Source organism: Caballeronia sp. ATUFL_F1_KS4A, from assembly GCF_023630905.1.
In the GTDB taxonomy this organism is placed as follows: domain Bacteria; phylum Pseudomonadota; class Gammaproteobacteria; order Burkholderiales; family Burkholderiaceae; genus Caballeronia; species Caballeronia zhejiangensis.
The window spans coordinates 125,768-145,977 of the sequence record NZ_JALQEB010000034.1 but is presented as its reverse complement, the minus strand read 5'-3'; the positions used below and the strand labels follow the sequence as shown (position 1 = coordinate 145,977).

General features: G+C 63.2%; 14 protein-coding genes and 1 pseudogene. 12 read left to right on the top strand and 3 right to left on the bottom strand.

Annotated features, from left to right (window positions below):
* Positions 1-54: 54 nt before the first annotated feature.
* The 5 genes from aroQ to NCS03_RS21125 all read left to right on the top strand — a co-directional run bounded on the left by aroQ (position 55) and on the right by NCS03_RS21125 (position 6,698).
* Complete coding sequence (gene aroQ / locus NCS03_RS21145; protein WP_250529720.1) at positions 55-492, top strand: type II 3-dehydroquinate dehydratase; 438 nt, start codon at positions 55-57, stop codon at positions 490-492.
* A gap of 77 nt (positions 493-569) precedes the next feature.
* Entirely contained in the window at positions 570-1,475 is a 906-nt protein-coding gene (locus NCS03_RS21140) for a LysR family transcriptional regulator (RefSeq protein WP_008348049.1), read from the top strand.
* Between the two features lie 100 nt (positions 1,476-1,575).
* Positions 1,576-4,311, top strand: a complete 2,736-nt coding sequence (locus tag NCS03_RS21135) for an ATP-dependent Clp protease ATP-binding subunit (RefSeq protein ID WP_034470945.1) — start codon at positions 1,576-1,578, stop codon at positions 4,309-4,311.
* A 136-nt stretch (positions 4,312-4,447) separates the two neighbouring features.
* Positions 4,448-5,170, top strand: a complete 723-nt coding sequence (locus NCS03_RS21130) for a GntR family transcriptional regulator (RefSeq protein WP_250529719.1) — start codon at positions 4,448-4,450, stop codon at positions 5,168-5,170.
* Positions 5,171-5,312: 142 nt separating this feature from the next.
* On the top strand, positions 5,313-6,698 hold the full coding sequence (locus NCS03_RS21125; protein ID WP_250529718.1) for a GntP family permease: 1,386 nt from the start codon (positions 5,313-5,315) through the stop codon (positions 6,696-6,698).
* Positions 6,699-7,036: 338 nt separating this feature from the next.
* Here the strand turns inward: NCS03_RS21125 and NCS03_RS21120 are convergent.
* A pseudogene (locus tag NCS03_RS21120) lies at positions 7,037-8,086 on the bottom strand (glycosyltransferase family 4 protein); the annotation flags it as partial.
* Between the two features lie 898 nt (positions 8,087-8,984).
* Between NCS03_RS21120 and NCS03_RS21115 the strand changes: the two are divergent.
* The 4 genes from NCS03_RS21115 to NCS03_RS21100 all read left to right on the top strand — a co-directional run bounded on the left by NCS03_RS21115 (position 8,985) and on the right by NCS03_RS21100 (position 15,679).
* Entirely contained in the window at positions 8,985-11,765 is a 2,781-nt protein-coding gene (locus NCS03_RS21115; protein WP_250529717.1) for an ATP-dependent Clp protease ATP-binding subunit, read from the top strand.
* 310 nt (positions 11,766-12,075) lie between these two features.
* Entirely contained in the window at positions 12,076-13,371 is a 1,296-nt protein-coding gene (locus tag NCS03_RS21110) for a sugar efflux transporter (RefSeq protein ID WP_175980829.1), read from the top strand.
* 59 nt (positions 13,372-13,430) lie between these two features.
* Positions 13,431-14,336 carry a LysR substrate-binding domain-containing protein gene (locus NCS03_RS21105; protein ID WP_175980827.1) on the top strand — a complete coding sequence of 302 codons (906 nt, stop codon included), beginning with the start codon at positions 13,431-13,433 and terminating at the stop codon, positions 14,334-14,336.
* 83 nt (positions 14,337-14,419) lie between these two features.
* Positions 14,420-15,679, top strand: a complete 1,260-nt coding sequence (locus tag NCS03_RS21100; protein ID WP_250440957.1) for an MFS transporter — start codon at positions 14,420-14,422, stop codon at positions 15,677-15,679.
* A gap of 61 nt (positions 15,680-15,740) precedes the next feature.
* On the opposite strand, the gene panS is transcribed toward NCS03_RS21100, so the two are convergent.
* Entirely contained in the window at positions 15,741-16,700 is a 960-nt protein-coding gene (gene panS, locus NCS03_RS21095; protein ID WP_008348034.1) for a ketopantoate/pantoate/pantothenate transporter PanS, read from the bottom strand.
* A gap of 314 nt (positions 16,701-17,014) precedes the next feature.
* Here panS and NCS03_RS21090 point away from each other — a divergent pair, with 314 nt between their 5' ends.
* The 3 genes from NCS03_RS21090 to NCS03_RS21080 all read left to right on the top strand — a co-directional run bounded on the left by NCS03_RS21090 (position 17,015) and on the right by NCS03_RS21080 (position 19,329).
* Positions 17,015-17,524, top strand: coding sequence for a DUF6622 family protein (locus NCS03_RS21090; protein ID WP_008348033.1), 510 nt, complete (start codon positions 17,015-17,017; stop codon positions 17,522-17,524).
* A gap of 149 nt (positions 17,525-17,673) precedes the next feature.
* On the top strand, positions 17,674-18,447 hold the full coding sequence (locus NCS03_RS21085) for a DUF899 domain-containing protein (RefSeq protein WP_250436520.1): 774 nt from the start codon (positions 17,674-17,676) through the stop codon (positions 18,445-18,447).
* 219 nt (positions 18,448-18,666) lie between these two features.
* Positions 18,667-19,329 carry a hypothetical protein gene (locus NCS03_RS21080; RefSeq protein ID WP_008348031.1) on the top strand — a complete coding sequence of 221 codons (663 nt, stop codon included), beginning with the start codon at positions 18,667-18,669 and terminating at the stop codon, positions 19,327-19,329.
* Positions 19,330-19,358: 29 nt separating this feature from the next.
* On the opposite strand, the gene NCS03_RS21075 is transcribed toward NCS03_RS21080, so the two are convergent.
* Positions 19,359-20,210 (bottom strand): alpha/beta fold hydrolase, encoded by an 852-nt coding sequence (locus NCS03_RS21075; RefSeq protein WP_250529716.1) that lies wholly within the window; start codon positions 20,208-20,210, stop codon positions 19,359-19,361.

The following is a 20,210-nucleotide window of genomic DNA, read 5'->3' as shown; positions in this document are numbered from 1 at the left end:
GAAGACATCGGTGGAATGAACATTAACGGTCTGCAATTAGACTCGGACGAAAGAATGAAAACGTTTCTTATGCTGCATGGTGTCAACCACAACATGTTCGGCAAGCGAGATCCCGTTCAGTACGGCACGGCCACGCTCGCCGACATCGATGAGAAATTGCAGGCGCTCGCGAATGAACTCGGCGTAACGGTCGAAAGCTATCAGAGCAACAGCGAGAGCGACATGTGCGAACGCATCCATCAGGCGTTTGCCGACAAGGTCGATGGCGTGCTCGTCAATGCTGGCGCATGGACGCATTACAGTTACGGCATCCGCGATGCACTCGCCATTCTGACCGTGCCCGTCGTGGAGATTCATATGTCGAACATCCATGCACGCGAGGCTTTCCGTCATCATTCGGTGTTCGCGGAAATCGTCAAGGGGCAGATATGCGGGTTCGGTATCGAAAGCTATTCCTTTGGTCTGCGCGCGGCGGTGTCCGCGGCAGCGTGACAAACAAAGTCAGGTCCGGTGTGCGTCATCTCTGATGCAATGGTCGCGAGAGCGACATTGCGTTCTACAATGGATGCATGACCACGCCCGATCTGCCCGACCTCAAGCTGCTTCAGCTCTTCGATCTGCTCTATGACGTTCGCAGCGTCACGCGTGCAGCGGAGCAGCTTGGACAGGCCCAACCGACCGTTAGCATCTGGCTCGCGCGCTTGCGCGAACATCTGCAGGATCCCCTTTTCATTCGCACGCCAGGCGGCATGACACCCACGCCTCAGGCGGATGCGCTGATCGGTCCGTGCAGGGAAATCCTCGAGTCGCTTCGCAGATTCTCGTCGTGGGAGATTTCTTTCGATCCGGTCACGGCGAAGCGACGGTTTCGCATCTGCATGACCGACGCGAGTCATATCACCTTGCTTCCGCGGATGCTGGCCTATGTGCGCGCCAAGGCACCGGGCATCCGTCTGGAGGCGGCGCGGATCGACGGCAACACCGAGCGCGCGCTCGAATCTGGCGAGGCCGATCTGGCGATCGGTCATGTTCCGTGGCTCGGCGGCGGAATGTATCAGCAACAGCTCTATATGCAGGATTGGGTGTGTCTCGCCAACCCGGACCATCCGCGCGTCCGCGCGAAGCTGACACTGAAGCAATACCGCAGCGAAGGGCACGTCATCATCGCCGCAGGCACGGGTGCGCAGTTACTCGAGCAGGCATTATTGCGCGATGGAATCGAACGTGATGTCGTGCTGGAGCTTCCGGGAATGCTTGGGCTTGGATCGATTGTCAAATCAACCGACCTGATCGCGACGCTGCCGCGAAACATTGGAGAAACCTTGGCAAAAGTGAATGGCCTTGCGGTTCACTCTTGCCCGTTCCCGGTAGAGAAGTTCGCGGTACGGCAGCATTGGCATGCGAAGTATCACGACGAAGCGGGAAACCGCTGGCTTCGCTCTGTCGTCGCTGAGCTGTTCCTCGCGAAAAACTAGACGGGCGAGTAGCAATCGTCGTTCCGCCGGGCGCAGGAACAACGGTTGCAGCAAATTCCTCTCCGGGGCGGCGTGCCCTGCCACGACCTAGGAGACGAATATGGCTCACTTGTGCGACGTATGCGGCGCACGGCCCGCGACCGTGCGCCTCGCAGTGCTGCGCAACGGCCGCCGTCACGTCATCGACGTGTGCGATTTTCACTATGCGCAGCTCACGCGGCACCAGCGCGCGCTCTCGCCGCTCGAATCGCTGTTCATGGGCGGCGCGCCCGGCGAGGCGTCCGCGCCCGAAAGTGCCGCACAGCAAGAACCGCGCGATGCCGGTGTGCGGCGCAACGAAAACGAAGGCGCGAACATCGACCGATACTTCAGCGACGGCGCGAAAGAGATGCTGATGCGCGCCGCCGAGCGCGCCGTGCAATCCGGCTGCTCGCAGGTCGACACGGAACATCTGCTCTACGAGCTTGCAAACAACGCCGTCATCGAGTCGATTCTCAAGAGCATCGGCATCGATGCGGCCGAAGTCCGCGGCTTCATCGACGCCAACGCGCAACGCCGCGAGCGCGCGAGCCCGCCGCCGGACGGCATGATCGCCGTGTCGCCTCGTCTGAAGAGCGCGCTCGACCGCGCTTTTCTCGCATCGCGTCAGCTGCGGCATAGCTACGTCGCGCCGGAGCATTTGCTGATCGGCCTTGCCGATGTACCCGACAGCTTCGCGGGCCAATTGCTCGGCAAGCTCGGTGTCGATCAGCAGGCGCTCAGGCAGCAGACCGCGCAGACGGTCGGCGCGGGCGGACCGCCGCGCGGCGACGGGCCGCCGTCACGCACGCCGCATCTCGACAAGTTCAGCCGCGATCTCACCGCGCTCGCACGTGAAGGGCATCTCGACCCCGTGATCGGACGCGCGCGCGAAATCGAAACCATGGTCGAAGTGCTCGCGCGCCGGCGCAAGAACAATCCGGTGCTGATCGGCGAGCCGGGTGTGGGCAAGACCGCGGTCGTCGAAGGGCTCGCGCAGCGCATGGTCAACGGCGATGTGCCCGAGTCGCTCCGCGACAAGCGCCTCGTCGAGCTGAACATCAACTCGCTGGTTGCGGGCGCGAAGTATCGCGGCGAGTTCGAGGAGCGCGTGAAGCAGGTCGTCGATGAAATCACCGCGAATCGCGAGAAGCTGCTGCTGTTCGTGGATGAAGTGCATACCATCGTCGGCGCGGGGCAGGGCGGCGGCGAAGGCGGACTGGATATCGCCAACGTGTTCAAGCCGGCGATGGCGCGCGGCGAGCTGAACATGATCGGGGCGACTACGCTTGCCGAGTATCAGAAGCACATCGAAAAGGACGCGGCGCTCGAGCGGCGCTTTCAGCCGGTGCTGGTCGCGGAGCCGACCGTCGCGCAGACCATCAATATCCTGCGTGGACTGCGCGACCGGCTCGAAGCGCACCACAAGGTCACGATCCAGGACGATGCGATCGTCGGCGCGGCGGAACTGTCGGATCGCTATATCACGGGGCGCTTTCTGCCTGACAAGGCGATCGATCTCGTCGATCAGGCCGCGGCGCGCGTGAATCTGTCGGCCACATCGCGCCCCGCCGATATCCTCGAACTGGAGTCCGAGCTCGCGCAATTGCGACGCGAACAGGACTATGCGGCATCGCGCAAGCAGTTCGACCGCGCGCATGCTTTGGACAGCGAGATCGCGCAGAAGGAAAAGCAACTCGGCGATGCCACGGATAGCTGGAAGCAGCGCGTCGGCACGAACACGTCGACGGTGACGGTCGCGCACGTCGCCGAGATCGTCGCGACGATCACCGGTATTCCCGTGACTCAACTGACCGAGGAGGAGCGTGCCCGTCTGCTGCAAATGGAAGAGCGCCTGCACAAGCGGGTGATCGGGCAGCAAGAAGCGGTCGTTGCGGTGTCGGACGCGGTGCGGCGCGCACGTACCGGCTTGCAGGGCCGCAACCGGCCGATCGCCGTGTTCCTGTTCCTCGGGCCGACGGGTGTGGGCAAGACGGAGCTTGCGAAAGCGCTGGCGGAAGTCGTCTTCGGCGATGAAGACGCCATGCTGCGCGTCGACATGAGCGAATACATGGAGCGTCACGCGGTGTCGCGGCTCATCGGCTCGCCGCCGGGTTATGTCGGCTATGACGAAGGCGGGCAATTGACGGAGCGCGTGCGGCGTCGGCCTTATAGCGTGATCCTGCTCGACGAGATCGAAAAGGCGCATCCCGATGTGTACAACGTGCTTCTGCAAGTCTTCGACGACGGGCGCCTGACCGACGGCAAAGGCCGCGTGGTCGATTTCAGCAACACGCTGATCATCGCGACGAGCAATCTCGGCTCTGACGTGATCGCCGGTCAGAAGCGCGCGACGCTCGGATTCACGACCAACGCGAGCGATGCGGACGCATCGGTTCAGAATGGCGTGATGAGCGTGCTGCGCCAGCATTTCAGGCCCGAGTTCCTGAACCGGATCGACGACATCATTCTGTTTTCCTCGCTCGGCCGCGATGAGGTGCGCCAGATCGTTCGGCTGATGCTCGATCAGGTGCAGCGCCTCGCGCACAGCCAGGACGTCGTGCTGGAGTTCGACGAATCCGTCGTCGATCATCTCGCGGACGTCGGCTACCGTCCCGAGTTCGGTGCGCGCGAACTGCGTCGGCAGATCAGGCAGTCGATCGAAAACCAGTTGGCGAAGGAAATGCTCAAGGGCGACGTTACCGAGGGCGCACAAGTGAAGTGCCACTACGACGCGGAGAACAAGCGGCTCGCGTTCGATGTGAAGCGCGCGGGACTGGCGAATCAGGCGGGCGAGGGCACGCCGCCCACACCTTGACCGCGAGCATCACTACGCCAAACCTCGCGTCTTTCAAGCCGACGGGCGACGGTCGCGTCATGATCCGGCAGGGTTATCCCCGATCCATTCGGAGAGAAAACATGTAATCATATATATGAATTCGATGGAGACGATCATGCAGGCCGATGGCCGCTTACCCCGTTATCAGCGCCTGCGGGATGAAATGGTTGCCCTGATCGCGGCTCGTGAATGGCGCCCGGGCGAAGCGATCCCGACCGAGCAGGCGCTTTCTCAAAGCTACGGCCTTGCTGTCGGCACAGTGCGAAAGGCCGTCGATCTGCTCGTCGCGGAAGGCATGCTCGAGCGCTTTCAGGGAAGAGGGACCTTTGTACGGCGCGCGAACTTCGACGGCTCCCTGTTTCGCTTCTTCCGCTTTCAAACACGGCAAGGCGAACGGCGCATTCCGGAGAGTCGCATACTGCGCCGGGACGTGGTCGATGCGCCATCGGCGGTAGCCGCGAGACTGCGGATATCGAGCACGGCGCGCGTGATCCAGATGTCGCGCGTGCGGCTGATCGACGGCGTTCCGATGCTCGCCGAAGAGATCTGGTTGCCCTACGCACGTTTTGCGGCGTTTGCGAAGATGGACGTGGGCGAGATCGGCGACCTCCTTTACCCGGTCTACGAGACGCAGTGCAATCAGATCGTGGCATCCGCCACGGAAACCCTTACCGTCGAAGCCATCGGCTCGCGACACGCGAAGCTTTTGAACATCGAGCCGGGGACGCCTGCCGTGGTCATCGAGCGTCTCGCCTTCGGCTACGATCGGCAGCCGCTCGAGTGGCGCCGTTCGCGCGGACCCGCCAGCGAATTCATCTATCAGGCGGAGATCCGCTAGCCAAAGAACCGCGATTGGGAGACGGCATGCGCAGCCGGTTCAGGGCCGTTCGCCTGAAGCCGACGCGACCATGCTTCCCTTTCCGAGCACGATCGATTGACGAGCACGCTCGGCAAACCATTCCAAACCTAAGATTCATTCCATGACCAGTCTAGATATCGATTTGTTGCTGACCGCGCTGATCAGCGTGGTGCTGCTTGTCGCGCTCATCGTGTCGCGCATCAAGATGCATCCGCTTCTCGCTTTGCTCGTCGTTTCAATCGGCGTAGGGTTCGCAACCGGCATGGAGCCGGGAAGCATCGTCAAGCATCTGACCAACGGCGCGGGCAAGACGTTGGGCGCGGTGGGCGTCGTCATCGCGCTGGGTGCGATGCTCGGCAAAATCCTCGCGGATGCGGGCATTACCGAGCAGATTGCCGAGGCCATCCTGAGGCGCGCCTCCGACCGTATGATTCCCTGGGCGATGACCCTCGTGGCTTTCGTGGTCGGCATTCCGATGTTCTTCGAAGTGGGGCTGGTCGTCATGCTTCCCTTGATTTTCAGCGTGGCGCGCAAGCTGGAAAGCCATGCCCGGTTCAAGGGCTCGGCCTATGTGTACGTCGGCGTGCCCGTGATTTCGGCTCTTGCCGCGATGCACGGCATGGTGCCGCCCCATCCGGGTCCTTTGACGGCTATCGCCACGCTCAGGACTTCGGTGGGGCCGACCATGCTGTACGGCTTTCTGGCGGCCATTCCCGCGATGATTCTGGGCGGCCCGCTCTATGGCGCGTTCATCTCGCCGCGCATGAGCACCAGGCCCGATCAGGCCTTGCTGGACCAGTTCACCGTCGTCGAACAGTCCGACAATGGCCACCGCGCCGGGGTCGGTCTCGGCGTGCTGGCGGCCCTGTTGCCCGCCATCCTGATGCTGGTTCATGCGGTGGCGGAGATGGTGTTGCCGAAGAACGCACCGATGCTGCACGTTGCCAGCTTCCTCGGCAATCCGCTGATAGCCATGCTGCTGGGCGTACTTTTCGCAGTTGCGGCGCTGGTCCTCGCCCGGGGCGGCGATGCCGAAAAGCTGCGTCACGCGCTCGGCAACAGCCTCAAGCCGATTGCTTCCATCATCATGATCATCGCCGGCGGCGGCGCGTTTCAGGAAATGCTGACCAGTGCGAAGGTGGGTGAGGCGATCGTGCATCTGACGCAGCACTTCGCTTTTCCCCCGCTGATCCTCGGATGGCTGATCGCGATGTTGCTGTCCGTGTCTACCGGATCGGCGACGGTGGGAATCGTCGGCGCGGCGGGTCTGCTGGCTCCGCTGGCCGGCGCCGATCCGAGCCTTAACTTGCCTTTGCTGGCCTTGTCCATCGGCTGCGGTTCGCTGTTCTTCAACTATGCGAACCACGCCGGCTTCTGGATGGTGAAGGAATCGTTCGGCATGACGATGGGCGAAGCCACCAAAACGATCTCGGTGGTTCAATCCATCGTGGCTGTGGTTGGCCTGGTGATGGCGCTGATCTTCAACGCGGCAGTCCACGTTGGCTGAACTGCAGGGAACACGCCGGCAATCAGTCATCGGAGCGCTGACGACTCCAGACGAAGCGCGTGATCACCGCGCGTGCGCAGCTTCGTGACGGCCACGGCTACAACCGTGCCCAAAGCCCAGCCTAGGGTGGCCAAGCTGCCTAGGCCTCGCAGAATGGCAAGGGCGAAGGTCCAGGGATTGTCGCTGCCGATGTTCGGACCGCCGAAGCGAGCGCGTTGAAACTTTCGTTGCGGCACAGGCTCGTTGTCGTCGATGGTTTCGCAAGTCAGTGCGTCGCTTCGCTTACGGTCGGCATTCCAATGGTTCCGTCTTCCGTCCATCGCGCACCTCGGCGATTCCCTACGCGGCACGGGGCGCTTGGCGGCGTGCAGCATCGACGTATAGGCATCGACATAATTCTGCGCCATCCTGCTGGCGCTGAAGCGGCGCTCGAATTGCGCGCGGACGCGGGGGCGCGACAGCTCGTCGATCCGATGCAGTGCGCCGACCGCGTCTTGCACGTCTTCGCAGATGAAACCGGTCACGCCATGATCGATCACCTCGGGCACCGCTCCGCGCTTGAACGCAATCACCGGCGTCCCGCACGCCATCGATTCGATCATCACCAGGCCGAACGGCTCGTTCCAGTCGATCGGAAACAGTAGCGCCTTCGCACCCGACAGAAAATCCGGCTTCCGCGTTTCGCTGATTTCACCGATGAATTCGACGTGCGCCTGCGAAAGCAGCGGCTCGACAGTCGACGCGAAATACTTCTCATCAGCCTTGTCGACCTTCGCCGCAATCTTCAGCGGCAAGCCGCTTCGCGCCGCGATCTCGATGGCGAGATCGGCACGCTTTTGCGGGCTGATGCGGCCGAGGAACGCCAGATATTCCGGCTTCTTGTGCGGCTGCGGCGTGAGCAGGCCGTCCGGCAAGCCGTGATACACCGTCTTCAGCCAGTTTGCGCGCGGCAAGGGGCTACGCTGGTCGTCCGAGATCGAGATGATGTTCGCGTGCGTGAACGTCGCGAAGATCGCGCGCAGCTCGGGCAGATCGAGACGGCCGTGCAGCGTCGTGACGAACGGCGTATCGCTTTGAGAGAACAGCGGGAACGGCAGGTACTCGAGATGGAAGTGCAAGACGTCGAACTCATGCGCGCGGCGGCGAACGGTTTCGAGCAGCAGCATGTGCGGGGCAAGCGAATCGCGGATGCCCGGATCGAGCCGCAGAGCGCGCGGCCAGGCTGGTTCGAGCCTCGCGCGGGTCTGCGAATCGCCGCTTGCGAACAAGGTCACATCGTGGCCGAGGTCGACGAGTGCATCTGTCAGATACGACACCACGCGCTCAGTGCCGCCGTATAACTTCGGGGGAACCGCTTCGTGCAACGGTGCGATTTGTGCGATTCGCATAGGTTGGTTCTCCAGTGCGGCCCGGCCTGCGGATTCGTGCAACGCGAGTGCTCAGACATGCTCGCGACGCTCGCGCCCATCCCTGCGGGACGTCCCCTCTCATGCAGACCGGCACCTTGCAGACAGCTTCTGCTATTGCTGGTTGAATCCGGACAATCTATCGCCATCCTAAACAGTGAGTGCCAACGCCGCGCATTATTCGTGACGGTGCGTGATGAAATCGGCAGCTATCGGCGTGCCCGATTCATGTCGACAGAATCGGCTCGCGGATGAGCATCGAGATTCGGTGCGATTGGTATGGCTATCTAATCGATGCGTGGCGCGCGACGTGTAATCGCGTAATCGCGGAGAACTTGCACTTGGCTGCAGATGTTGCAACAGCGGCTAGGTTCACGAGCCGGAAGGGTCGCCATTCGGTCAGTTGACGCGCACGCATAGTCTGCATCGGTGATGCCTCGTCATGAGCACCTGTCCAGGACGACGAAGCGCACCGATCTGGTGACGGGCCGCGGATCAGACACAGAGACGAGCCGTTTCGCGAAACGCTCACATCGCGTAGCACACGGAGATGCTTCCCCTGGCGTGGACACCAATGCAGAGCCACCGGCCACCCGTTGCCCGTGGTCGCGATGATTCAACGCGAAAAGAAGATCGGTGCAAGAGAGCAGGCATTTAACGGAACGTCGAATGCTGTCCGATACCACCGCTCACTCACGATGAACGTTAGCGATGAGTCAGGCATCCGTTTCATCGCGGCCGGCGAATTAGCCGACACGCCGCACGGAGGAACACGTTCGAAAGAGACTTGTCAGGAGATGCCCCTCGACACCCGGCGGTTCGAAAGAACTCAGCGCTGTGCGCCATAGGTATCGAATCGCCCCAACCGGAGACGATTGATATGCCAGCCCTTTGCGAGATTTGTCATGCCCGTCCGGCGGTTGCGCAGGTAACCGTCGTGCAGAACGGCCGCCGCAAATCGATGTCGATTTGCGAGTACGACTATCGCCAGTTGATGCGGCATCAAACCATGCTGAATCCTTTCGATTCCTTACTGGGCGGCGGAGGTCTGTCGCGTCTGATGGGTGACACGGACGGCACTGGCGAGGAAGACGAGGACGATATCGTCGCTTCGGTGCCGCGCGAGTCCGTCGACGTGACCGATGCCTTCAGCGAGCAGACGATGGAACTTCTGCAACGCGCCGCCGAAAAGGCGCACGAATTGCAGAAGACGGAACTCGACACCGAGCAGGTGCTTTACGTGCTGGCCGACATGGACGTCGTGCAGGCGCTCTTCAAGGAGTTGAAGCTTTCTGCCGACGACATCCGCCGCTATATCGACGAGCACGCGCAAAAGGGCAAAGCCGCGCCCGATACGCCGGTCGAAAAGATGACGATTTCGCCGCGCTTGAAGAAGGCTTTTCAGTACGCGTTCCAGGCCTCGCGAGAACTCGGCCATTCCTATGTCGGTCCCGAGCATGTGCTGATAGGGCTTGCGTCCGTGACCGACAGCATCGCCGGGGGGCTCCTCAGAAAGTACGGCGTCACGCCCGAGGCGCTTCGCCAGAAAGTGGTGAAGGTCGTGGGCAAGGGTGCGGAAGACGGCCGCGTCGATACGCCGACCGGCACGCCGACGCTCGACAAGTTCGGCCGCGATCTCACCGCGATGGCGCGCGCAGGCAAACTCGACCCGGTGCTCGGACGCGCACAGGAAATCGAAAGTACCATCGAGGTGCTCGCGAGGCGCAAGAAGAATAATCCTGTGTTGATCGGCGAGCCGGGTGTGGGCAAGACTGCGATCGTCGAAGGGCTGGCACAGCGCATCGTGAACGACGATGTGCCCGAAGACTTGCGCAACAAGCGGCTCATCGAGATCAACATCAATTCGATGGTCGCGGGCGCGAAGTATCGCGGCGAATTCGAAGAGCGCGCAAAGCAGGTGATCGACGAGATCACTTCGAAGCAGGATGAACTCATCGTGTTCATCGACGAGTTGCACACGATAGTCGGCGCGGGTCAGGGCGGCGGCGAGGGCGGACTCGACATCGCGAACGTGCTGAAGCCGGCGCTCGCGCGCGGCGAGCTGAGTTTGATCGGCGCGACGACACTCAACGAATACCAGAAGCACATCGAGAAGGATGCGGCGCTCGAGCGGCGCTTTCAGCCGGTACTCGTGCCGGAGCCGACGGTCGAGCAAACCATCGTCATTTTGCGCGGCTTGCGCGACAAACTCGAAGCGCACCATCAGGTCACTTTCGCCGATGAAGCGTTCGTCGCGGCAGCGGAGTTGTCGGACCGCTACATCACATCGCGCTATTTGCCCGACAAGGCTATCGATCTCATCGATCAGGCTGCGGCGCGCGTGCGAATCGGCTCGAAGTCGCGCCCGCCCGAAATGCAGGAGCTGGAAGCGGAAATCGCCCAGTCGAAGCGCGAGCAGGCCTATGCCTCGTCGCGCAAGCGTTTCGATGAAGCGAAGAACTTCGAGGAACGCATCAACGAGAAGCAGACGAAGCTCGACGACCTGACCGAGGCATGGCAGCGCAAGACCGGATCGGAGACGCTCGAAGTGACGGTTGCAGCGGTCGCGGAAGTGGTCTCGCGTCTCACCGGCATTCCGGTCACCGAACTCACGCAGGAAGAACGCGAAAGACTGCTCGAGATGGAGAGCAAGCTGCGCGAACGCGTGATCGGTCAGGACGAAGCCGTGGTCGCGGTGAGCGATGCGGTGCGGCTGTCACGCGCGGGCATGGGGCAAGCGCACCGGCCCATCGCGACGTTCCTGTTCCTCGGACCGACGGGCGTCGGCAAGACCGAGCTTGCGAAGGCGCTAGCGGAGACCGTGTTCGGTGACGAGCAGGCGGTGATCCGCATCGACATGTCCGAGTACATGGAGCGCCACGCAGTCGCGCGGCTGATTGGCGCGCCGCCGGGATACGTCGGCTATGACGAAGGGGGACAGCTGACCGAACGCGTGCGCCGCCGTCCCTACTGCGTGATCTTGCTCGACGAAATCGAGAAGGCGCATCCCGATGTGAACAATGTGCTGCTGCAAGTATTCGACGATGGCCGCCTCACCGATGGCAAGGGCCGCGTCGTCGACTTCAGCAACACCGTCATCATCTCGACCAGCAATCTTGGCGCGTCCATCATCATGGACAACCTCGAGAGAACCGAGAAGGACCGCGACACGGAGGCAGCCATGCGCGAGAAGCTCATGGACGTGCTGAAAGGCCACTTTCGCCCCGAGTTCCTGAATCGCATCGACGAAATCATCGTGTTCCACGGGCTTTCGCGCGAGAACATCCGCTCGATCGTGCAGATACAGCTGGACCGCGTCGCGCGCACGGCGGCGGCTCAGGACATCACGCTCAGGGTGCAGGACTCGGTCATCGATCATCTTGCCGAGGTGGGTTATCGGCCCGAATTCGGCGCACGCGAACTGAAACGCCAGATCCGCCAGCAACTGGAGACCCGGCTCGCGAAGGAGATTCTCGGCGGCAAACTCGCTCCGGGCGACACGGTAGACGTGAGCTACGACAAGGACAAGGACGCGATCACGTTCGCCAAGGTCGAGGGCGAAGCGAAGCCGAAACAAAACAAGTCCGGTCCAGCGAGCAAGAAGAAGAACGGGGCAAAGTCGGCGGAACGCAGCAAGGAGTCGGCCAAGAGCGAACATTGAACGCGGCCGTTGCCAATGCCGTCCGAAGCGCGCACGGTCAGGTTCGACCGGGCGCCCCGCGGCACGTACGGATAGACGATTCGCTAGCTGTCGCAATTCCAAGTACGACATTTCAATTGAGCCTCGGCATCAATCCATGCGCTAATTTGCATTATGTCAATCGCGATTAACTAATCGCTACACGCATCCTCCGACAACGATGGCAAACTGCGCAAGTTCCGCGCGTTGCCGCATTCAAAGCGGTACGCCGCTTGCGCTCAAAGCACGACCTGCCTTTTCGGCCCGAGTCTCCAAGCCGACCCACGTCCCGATGAACACACGCCTGCTCGGTCTCACCCGCATCCCGTTCTTCCTGCCGCTCTCCAGCGCGACCCTGATGCTCGGCGTCGCGATGTCGTTCACCGCGCCGTATCTGTCGCTGTTCAGCGTCGAACAGGCGGATATGAGCCCCTTGAAGCTCGGCGTCTTCATGACGGTCATCGCCGCGAGCGGCGTCGTGGCCAGCGCGTTTGCCGGAAAATGGTCCGACAGGCACGGCCATCATCGGGAATTGCTGCTCGCGGCGCTCATTGCTTCATCGCTCGGTTTTCTGTTGATGTGCGTCGTGCGCAACTACACCGCGCTGGTCGTGATCGGCATCCTGTTTCTCGGCGCAGGCGGCTCCGCGATGTCGCTCGTGTTCTCGTTCGCGCGCGCCGCGTTGCCCGTCGACGACGAAGCCGAGCGGTCCCTCGCGCTCGCCACCTTGCGAACCGTTCTTTCGATGGCGTGGGTCTTCGGGCCCTCCGTCGGCGCGCTGGTGCTGGCCGGCGCCGGCTTCTACGGCCTGTTTCTGTTCGCGGCGGCCTGTTTCGTCGCGTGCGGCGCGATCGTCTGGCGCATGCACGGCTCGCCCAGGGGCGACCCGCACAGCGCACCGGCGCACTACGCCGGCGACCCGACATCGCTGCTCGAAGTCACCGCGCCCGACACCGAGGAGCTCGTCCCGCCGCACCCCGGCGCGTCGCACTCTCGCGCCGAGATCTGGCGCGCGACCGTCGCGATGACGCTCATCGGGCTCGCCGCGAGCGCTACGATGATCGTCCTGCCGCTCTACGTCGTGCACGGCATGCACGGCACGCGCATCGACGTATCGATCATGCTGGGCCTCGGCGCATTCCTCGAAATTCCGATGATGCTCGCGCTCGGCGCGCGTGCTTCGCGTCTCGACAAGCAGCGATGGCTCGCGTCGTGCGCCGTCGTGCATCTGATTTATTTCATTGCGGTGGCGGCGTCGCCCAACGTCCACTTCCTCATTCCGATGCAAGCCTTCAACGCCTTCGTCGTCTCGGTGACGTCGTGCCTCGGCATGACGTACATGCAGGATCTGATGCCGCAAAGCCCCGGATCGGCGACGGCGCTTTTCTTCAACGCGTCGCGCGTCGGATCGATCCTGTCGGGCGTTCTGTCCGGCGCGCTCGTGGCCGCGCTCGGCTATCGCGGCACGTTTCTCGTGTGCGGATGCATCGCGTTGAGCGCGGCGGTGCTGTTCGCCAATCCGCCGTTCGCGCTCATCGCGCGGCGCATTCTCGACTGGTGGAAGGCGCGGCGGCAGACATCGGCCTGACCTCTTCGCTGTCGGGGAATGGCAATATAGGCGCACCTTTCGTCGATTCCCACGCGACCATGTCTCAGCGCCTCCCGCCGCTCAACGCCCTGCGTCTCTTCGAAGCCGCCGCGCGCCATCGCAGTTTCAAGCTCGCGGCCGCCGAACTCAACGTGACGCCGGGCGCCGTGAGCCACGGCATCGGCGCGCTTGAAGCGATGCTCGGCGTCGAGCTTTTCGTGCGCGAGCCGCGCGGGCTGTCGCTCTCCGCCGCCGGCGAACACTATCTGCCGTACATCGCCGAAGCGTTTTCGCTTATCGTCGTCGGCACGCAGTCGCTGCCCGACAGGCGCAAGCGCCGCGCGATCTCGGTTACGTGCGCGCCGACGCTCGCGGCCCGCTGGCTCGTGCCGCGCCTCGCCGATTTCCGCGCGCGCTGGCCCAACATCGACGTCACCGTGGACACTTCGCGCCGCCAGGCGGGCTTTCCCGTCGACGGCTTCGACTTCGGCCTGCGCCTCTCGCGCGGCCCGGTCGATGGCGCATCGTCGTGGCAACGTCTCTTCGGCGAGCGGCTCGTGCCGGTGTGCAGCCCCGCCTATCGCGCGATGCTGACCGGCGCCGGCGGCGTTCCGGATCTCACCCGCGCCGCACTCATTCACATCGATACGGCCAGTCAGGACTGGCAAGCGTGGATGGACGGCGCGGGCATCGACGGTCTCGATCTGCACGGCGGCCTTCGCTTCGATACCGTTCAGCTCGGCTTCGATGCCGCCGCGGCCGGGCTTGGCGTCGTCATCGGCAGGCGTCCGCTCGTCGATCGCGAGCTGGCGGCGGGCACGCTGGTCGAAGCGTCCGCGACGAGCGTCGAGACGCAAACCGCCTACTGGCTCTGCGAGACGCCGCAAGCGAGCGCGCGCGCGGATTTCGTCGCGTTTCGCAACTGGCTGATCGAACAAGCGGCCGGTTTCGTCGATAACGGTTGAACTGCGCTCATCCGACGGCGAAATCTTTTCGTTTGTCAGCACGGACGTTCGCCTGCGACGATGGCCGCAAGGAGGAACGAGCCATGTCGTCTTTATCGACCACACGATCGGCCACGGACCGCGCGACGACGTGGGTGCTCATCGGCGCGGCCGCGCTGATCCTGAGCGCCGCGATGGGCGTGCGCCAGACGTTCGGGCTTTTCATCGGGCCGTTTTCGTTCGATCGCGGCATGCCCGTCACGCTGATCGCCTTCGCGATCGCGCTGCACAACCTCGTGTGGGGCTTCGCGCAGCCGTTCGCGGGCGCGGCCGCCGATCGATACGGCGCAGCGCCGGTCGTCGCGACGGGCGCGGCCACGTTCGCCGCCGGGCTCGCGCTCGCCGCCGCCGCGACTTCCGGCTGGATGCTCGTGCTCGGTCTCGGCTTGCTCGTGGGCATCGGCATCAGTTGCACGAGTTTCGGCGTCGTGCTCGCGACGGTCGGACGCGTGGCGTCGCCGCAAACACGCAGCGTCGCGATGGGCCTGGCCAGCGCGGGCGGCTCGCTCGGCCAGGTGCTGATGGTGCCGTTCGCGCAGGAAGTGCGCGTGCATGCGGGCGTGCCGGCGTCGCTCTATGCCCTCGCCTTCGTGCTGCTGCTCGCCGCGCCGCTCGGCATCGCGCTCGATCGCGCGAGCCGCCGGAGCAAGGCATCTTCGGCATCGCACGAAACGCACGCGCAAGCCGCCGCGATGCCGTTGCGCGAAACGCTCGCGTATGCGTCGCGGCATCGCGGTTATCGGCTGCTGACGCTCGGCTTTTTCACTTGCGGCTTTCAGCTTGCGTTCATCGCGACACATCTGCCCGGCTATCTGATGCTGTGCCACATGCCGGTCGGACTCGGCGCGACCGCGCTCGCGCTGATCGGCCTCTTCAACATGATCGGCAGTTGGGGATGCGGCTGGCTCGGCGGACGCTGGCGGCAGCATCACGTCCTCGCGTGGCTCTATCTGATTCGCGGCGGCGCGATCGCCCTCTTCGTCCTGTTGCCGACGACGAGCGTATCCGTCGTCGTCTTCGCCGCCGTGATGGGCCTGACGTGGCTGGGCACGGTGCCGCTCACCAACGGACTCATCGCGAAGGTGTTCGGCACGCGGCATCTGGGCACGCTATTCGGCGTCGTGTTTCTCAGTCATCAGCTCGGATCGTTTCTCGGCGCGTGGCTCGGCGGCTACGTGTTCGACACGACCGGCTCGTACTCGCTGATCTGGGCCGCGACGGCAATCGCCGGACTCGTCGCGGCGCTGCTGCATTTTCCGATCGATGACCGGCCGGTCGCGGAAGCATCGCTCGCGGCGAGTTGATTTCGCGTCCGAAAAAAAACGCGCCACAATCGGCGCGTTTTTTTTCGATCGATTCACACGTTCAGCCGTGCCGCGCGACGGCGGCCTGCGCGTGGGCTTCGCGCGTCGAGCCTTTCGCCGGACGTCCCGCCCAATAGCCCGCGAGCATCGACCCCGACAGGTTGTGCCACACCGAGAAAAGTGCGCCGGGCAACGCCGCGATCGGCGTGAAATACAGCTTGCCGAGCGTCGCCGCGAGCCCCGAGTTCTGCATGCCGACTTCGATTGCCAGCGTGCGGCAGACGGCTTCGTCGAAGCCGAGCAGACGCCCGCCCCAATAGCCGCCCAATAGACCGATGCCGTTGTGCAGCACCACGCCCACCGCGACGACCATGCCCACCGACGCGATGCTCTTCTGCGTGCCGCCGACCACCGCGGCGATGATGAGCAGGATCGCCACCATCGACACGAGCGGCAGCATCCACTCGATCTTGCGCACGAGCTTGCCGAACAGATGGTTCACGACGAGGCCGATGACGATAGGCAGCGCGACGATCTGCACGATGCTCATCAGCATGCCGTGCACGTCGACGGCGATGGAGGCATCGACATAAAGGCGCGTGAGCAGCGGCGTCGCGAACACGCCGACGAGCGTCGAGAGCGCGCTGATCGTGACGGACAGCGCCACGTCGCCACGCGCGAGATAGATCATCACGTTCGACGCTGTGCCGCTCGCGACGCTGCCGACGAGCACCATGCCCGCCATCAGATCGGGCGGCATGTGCAGCGCTTTCGCGATGACCCACGCGGCGAGCGGCATCACGAGGTAATGCAGCACGATGCCCGCGATGACCGGCGCGGGCCGCGTGAACACGCGCCTGAAATCGTCGATGGAAAGCGTGACGCCCATCGACAGCATGATGATCGTGAGAAGCGTCGTGACGTGCGGCGCGATGCCCGTCACGGATGAAGGCGCGCTATAGGCGGCGATGGAAACCAGCACGGCCCAGAGCGGGAAAAGGCGGGTGATGCGGGCAAGCATGAAAACGATCCTCGAATGTCGTTGCGTGTCGTGTGTGGTTCAGCGAAAGCGGCGGTGCGCGGGTTGACCGGACAGGCGCAGACGGACGAAAGCTTGCCCTCGTGGGGCGGACGCTGCCCGCGATGCCGGCGCGCGCGGGTCACGCGCGGTCTCTCTAGCCGATCGTCGGGCAGGCGCCGCATTTTACCCGTCGCGCGACGGGTTTTCGGAATTCGCTTAATTCCCGCGACGCGCGCATACGCTCGCCAACTCATTCGCGGCTCATTCTCCGGCGTCATCATGCGCATCAAACAACCACTTGCAAGGAGATGATCATGACGCCAATCGCCATCGTTCAAGGCACGCCGACGTGGGTCTGGGTGCTGCTCGCATTCCTTTTGTATCGCGGCATCAAGGCGATGCAGGCCAGCACCACCCCGCTGTCGAAGCTCGCAATCGTTCCGATTATTTTCGCGGGCATGGGCATCGCGCATCTCGTCGCGTCGCCGCTCGCCGGATGGATGGCCGTCGCCGTGTGGATCGCCACGCTGGGCGCGGGCATCGTCGGCGGCGTGTTCCTTGCGAGCCAGAGCCGCTTCATCGTCGATCCGATCGCGCGAACCGTGATGCTGCCCGGCTCCATGTTGCCGATGCTGCTGATCCTCGCGACGTTCATCGCGAAGTTCTGGCTCGGCTTCGAGATGGCGACCGTCGCCTATCTGCCCGCGCTCACGACCTATGCGGCAATCGACGCCGCCGTGTCGGGCATCGTCGCGGGCATCTTCGCGGGACGCTTCTTCACGTACTGGAAAACGATGCACGCGCTGCGCGCTTCGTGGGCTTGATCCTGATTGCTGCGGTCGCGCGTCGGGCCATCGGAACGCGCGATCGGGCAAATGGCGTCACACTTGTTACTCTCCGTTTTCCGCTATCGGAGTCAGACTGAATCACGGCAAACAACGAGCAAGAGTCCAACTCAGGAGGTTGCAAGGCCATGACTACATCCGACGAAACAGGGATGCGCACGCCGCCCGTCGTGTCGCAGGAGCAATGGGAAGCAGCGCGTCAGCAGTTGCTGGTGAAGGAGAAAGCCCAGACGCGCGCGCGCGACGCGCTCGCCGCTGAACGCCGCCGCATGCCCTGGACCGCCGTGAAGACGGACTACATGTTCGAAGGCCCCGCGGGCAAGATCGGCTTTCTCGATCTTTTCGATGGCCGGCGTCAGTTGATCGTCTATCGCGCGTTCTATGAGCCGGGCGTCTTCGGATGGCCGGAGCACGCGTGCCGCGGCTGCTCGCTGGTCGCGGATCAGGTCGCGCATCTTGCACATCTGAATGCGCGCGACACGACGCTCGTCTTCGTATCGCGCGCGCCGCAGCAGGACATCGCGCGGGTGAAGGAACGCATGGGCTGGACCATTCCCTGGTTCACGCTGACGGATCGCTTCGATGCCGACTTCGGCGTCGACGAGTGGCACGGCACGAACGTGTTCTTCCGCGAAGGAGAACGTGCATTTCGCACGTACTTTCTCAACAATCGCGGCGACGAGCAGATGGGCAATACCTGGAACTATCTCGACATCACGCCGCTCGGCCGACAGGAACTCTGGGAAGACTCGCCTGAAGGCTATCCGCAGACACCGACCTATAAGTGGTGGAACTGGCACGACAGTTATGTCGACGATGCGCCGCCCGATAAAAAATGGGTCGAAATCTCCGATGCCGGCGAAGCGGCATTCCGTGCTGAAAGCGCAAGGAACAAGGTCTAAAAGCGAGCGATGTTGAATGCGGAACCGGTCATCATTTCTTGCCGGTTCCGTTCCGCATTTTTGTGGAACGATTTAGCTAAAGTTTTCAGCAAACGTTTCCGTAAACACAATCATCAACAGCGACGCCTCCGTCGCGCACGGCTCTCCCGCACCAGCCGGCACTATTCGCCGCTTTCGCCTGGACGCCCTCTCGTCCATCTCCTCCACGGATAATCTGCAATGAAGAAGTCGTTGGCCGCATGCGCGGCCGCTATCGGCACGCTCGCCGCGCTTGCCGCTCCGCTCTCGCACGCCCGCGAAATCTACGGTCAGATCGGCACCGAAGGCGTGGGCATCGGCTACTCGGAACCGCTCGGCACGCGCGACAACGTGCGCGCCGAATTCAACGGCCTGAAGTTCTCGCATAACTTCGACGCTGGCGGTCTCCACTACGACGGCACCGCGAGCATCTATCACGGCGGCTTCTATTTCGACTTTTTTCCGGCGCCGGGAACGGTCGGTTTTCGCATCACGGCTGGCGCGCTCATCGGCGGCGATCATGTCGATGGCACCGCGACCAGCATGAACGGCACCTACACCATCGACGGCATCGCTTATCCGACTTTCGGGGAAAGCATTCACGCCAAGGCTAAGTTCCCGGCCGTGCGTCCGTATATCGGCATCGGCTTCGGGCATACGCCTGTTGCCGAGAAAGGCTTCTCCGCGTTCTTCGATGCAGGCGTCGCGTATGGCCGCCCGCGCGTCACGCTCGACGTTCCGGCGGATATCGTCGCGGCGGCGGGACAGGAAAACATCGACGCCGAACAGCAGGATCTGCAGAACAAGGCGGACAAGTTGCGCTTCTATCCGATCGTAAAGGTGGGCGTCACTTATCGCTTCTGATCGCGCTTCTGATAGCGCTTCTGATCGCGTTACTGGATTGCGTCCGCGAACGTCAGCCATTCGCCGACGATCGCTTCGGGCGCATCTTCCTGCATCAGATGCCCTGATCCGCGCACGCGCGTAAAGCGCGCGCCCGGAATCAGCGATGCGAGTTCGACACCGCGCTCGACCGGTATCCACTCGTCCTCTTCGCCCCAAAGAATCGATACGGGGCATTTCAATTCGCCATAGCGCGATTGCACTTCATCGGTATAGCGCTGATCCATCTGCGCGATCTGCCGATAGAACGCGGCCTGCCCGACTTTGCCGGTCCACGGCCGCGTATAGACGCGCAGCGTCTCTTGCTGCAACCGCCGATGCGCCGCACCCTGCAGATACGCATCGAGCATCGCCTGATGCATGTACGGCGGCACACCCGCAAACGCGGCTTCATGCTGTCGCACATGACGCACGAAGGGCGATCCCCACGGCGCGACGGCGACCGGATCGACGAGCATCAGCGAACGATACGCGCAGCCGTCGATCAACGCGGCTCGCAGCGATGTCGCGCCGCCGAAATCGTGTGCGAGCACATCGGGCAAGGCACCGTTCCACTCACCGCACCAGTGCGCGAGAAGCGCCGCGAGCACGCGATTCTGCACGCCGAGCGATACGTCCTGCCCCTCGCGCATCTCCGACGCACCGTAGCCCAGCAGATCGAAGTAATGCACATGCCGCAAACGCGCCGCTACCGGTGCGATGCGTCGCCACACCTGCGATGAAAACGGCGTGCCGTGCACCATCACGAGCGGCGCGCCCTCGCCGATCATGCCGTAACGCACGGCTTGTCCTTCGTATTCGAAAACGTGATCGAGTGGCAGCGTATCGTTCGATTCGTTCAT

What these genes read in the sequence shown, in the direction of transcription:
- NCS03_RS21085 (WP_250436520.1), top strand. Translation starts at nt 17,674, where the DNA reads ATGACTACATCCGACGAAACAGGGATGCGCACGCCGCCCGTCGTGTCG.
- NCS03_RS21075 (WP_250529716.1), bottom strand. Translation starts at nt 20,210, where the DNA reads ATGAACGAATCGAACGATACGCTGCCACTCGATCACGTTTTCGAATAC.
- NCS03_RS21080 (WP_008348031.1), top strand. Translation starts at nt 18,667, where the DNA reads ATGAAGAAGTCGTTGGCCGCATGCGCGGCCGCTATCGGCACGCTCGCC.
- NCS03_RS21140 (WP_008348049.1), top strand. Translation starts at nt 570, where the DNA reads ATGACCACGCCCGATCTGCCCGACCTCAAGCTGCTTCAGCTCTTCGAT.
- panS (WP_008348034.1), bottom strand. Translation starts at nt 16,700, where the DNA reads ATGCTTGCCCGCATCACCCGCCTTTTCCCGCTCTGGGCCGTGCTGGTT.
- NCS03_RS21100 (WP_250440957.1), top strand. Translation starts at nt 14,420, where the DNA reads ATGTCGTCTTTATCGACCACACGATCGGCCACGGACCGCGCGACGACG.
- NCS03_RS21105 (WP_175980827.1), top strand. Translation starts at nt 13,431, where the DNA reads ATGTCTCAGCGCCTCCCGCCGCTCAACGCCCTGCGTCTCTTCGAAGCC.
- NCS03_RS21130 (WP_250529719.1), top strand. Translation starts at nt 4,448, where the DNA reads ATGCAGGCCGATGGCCGCTTACCCCGTTATCAGCGCCTGCGGGATGAA.
- NCS03_RS21110 (WP_175980829.1), top strand. Translation starts at nt 12,076, where the DNA reads ATGAACACACGCCTGCTCGGTCTCACCCGCATCCCGTTCTTCCTGCCG.
- NCS03_RS21125 (WP_250529718.1), top strand. Translation starts at nt 5,313, where the DNA reads ATGACCAGTCTAGATATCGATTTGTTGCTGACCGCGCTGATCAGCGTG.
- NCS03_RS21115 (WP_250529717.1), top strand. Translation starts at nt 8,985, where the DNA reads ATGCCAGCCCTTTGCGAGATTTGTCATGCCCGTCCGGCGGTTGCGCAG.
- aroQ (WP_250529720.1), top strand. Translation starts at nt 55, where the DNA reads ATGAAAACGTTTCTTATGCTGCATGGTGTCAACCACAACATGTTCGGC.
- NCS03_RS21090 (WP_008348033.1), top strand. Translation starts at nt 17,015, where the DNA reads ATGACGCCAATCGCCATCGTTCAAGGCACGCCGACGTGGGTCTGGGTG.
- NCS03_RS21135 (WP_034470945.1), top strand. Translation starts at nt 1,576, where the DNA reads ATGGCTCACTTGTGCGACGTATGCGGCGCACGGCCCGCGACCGTGCGC.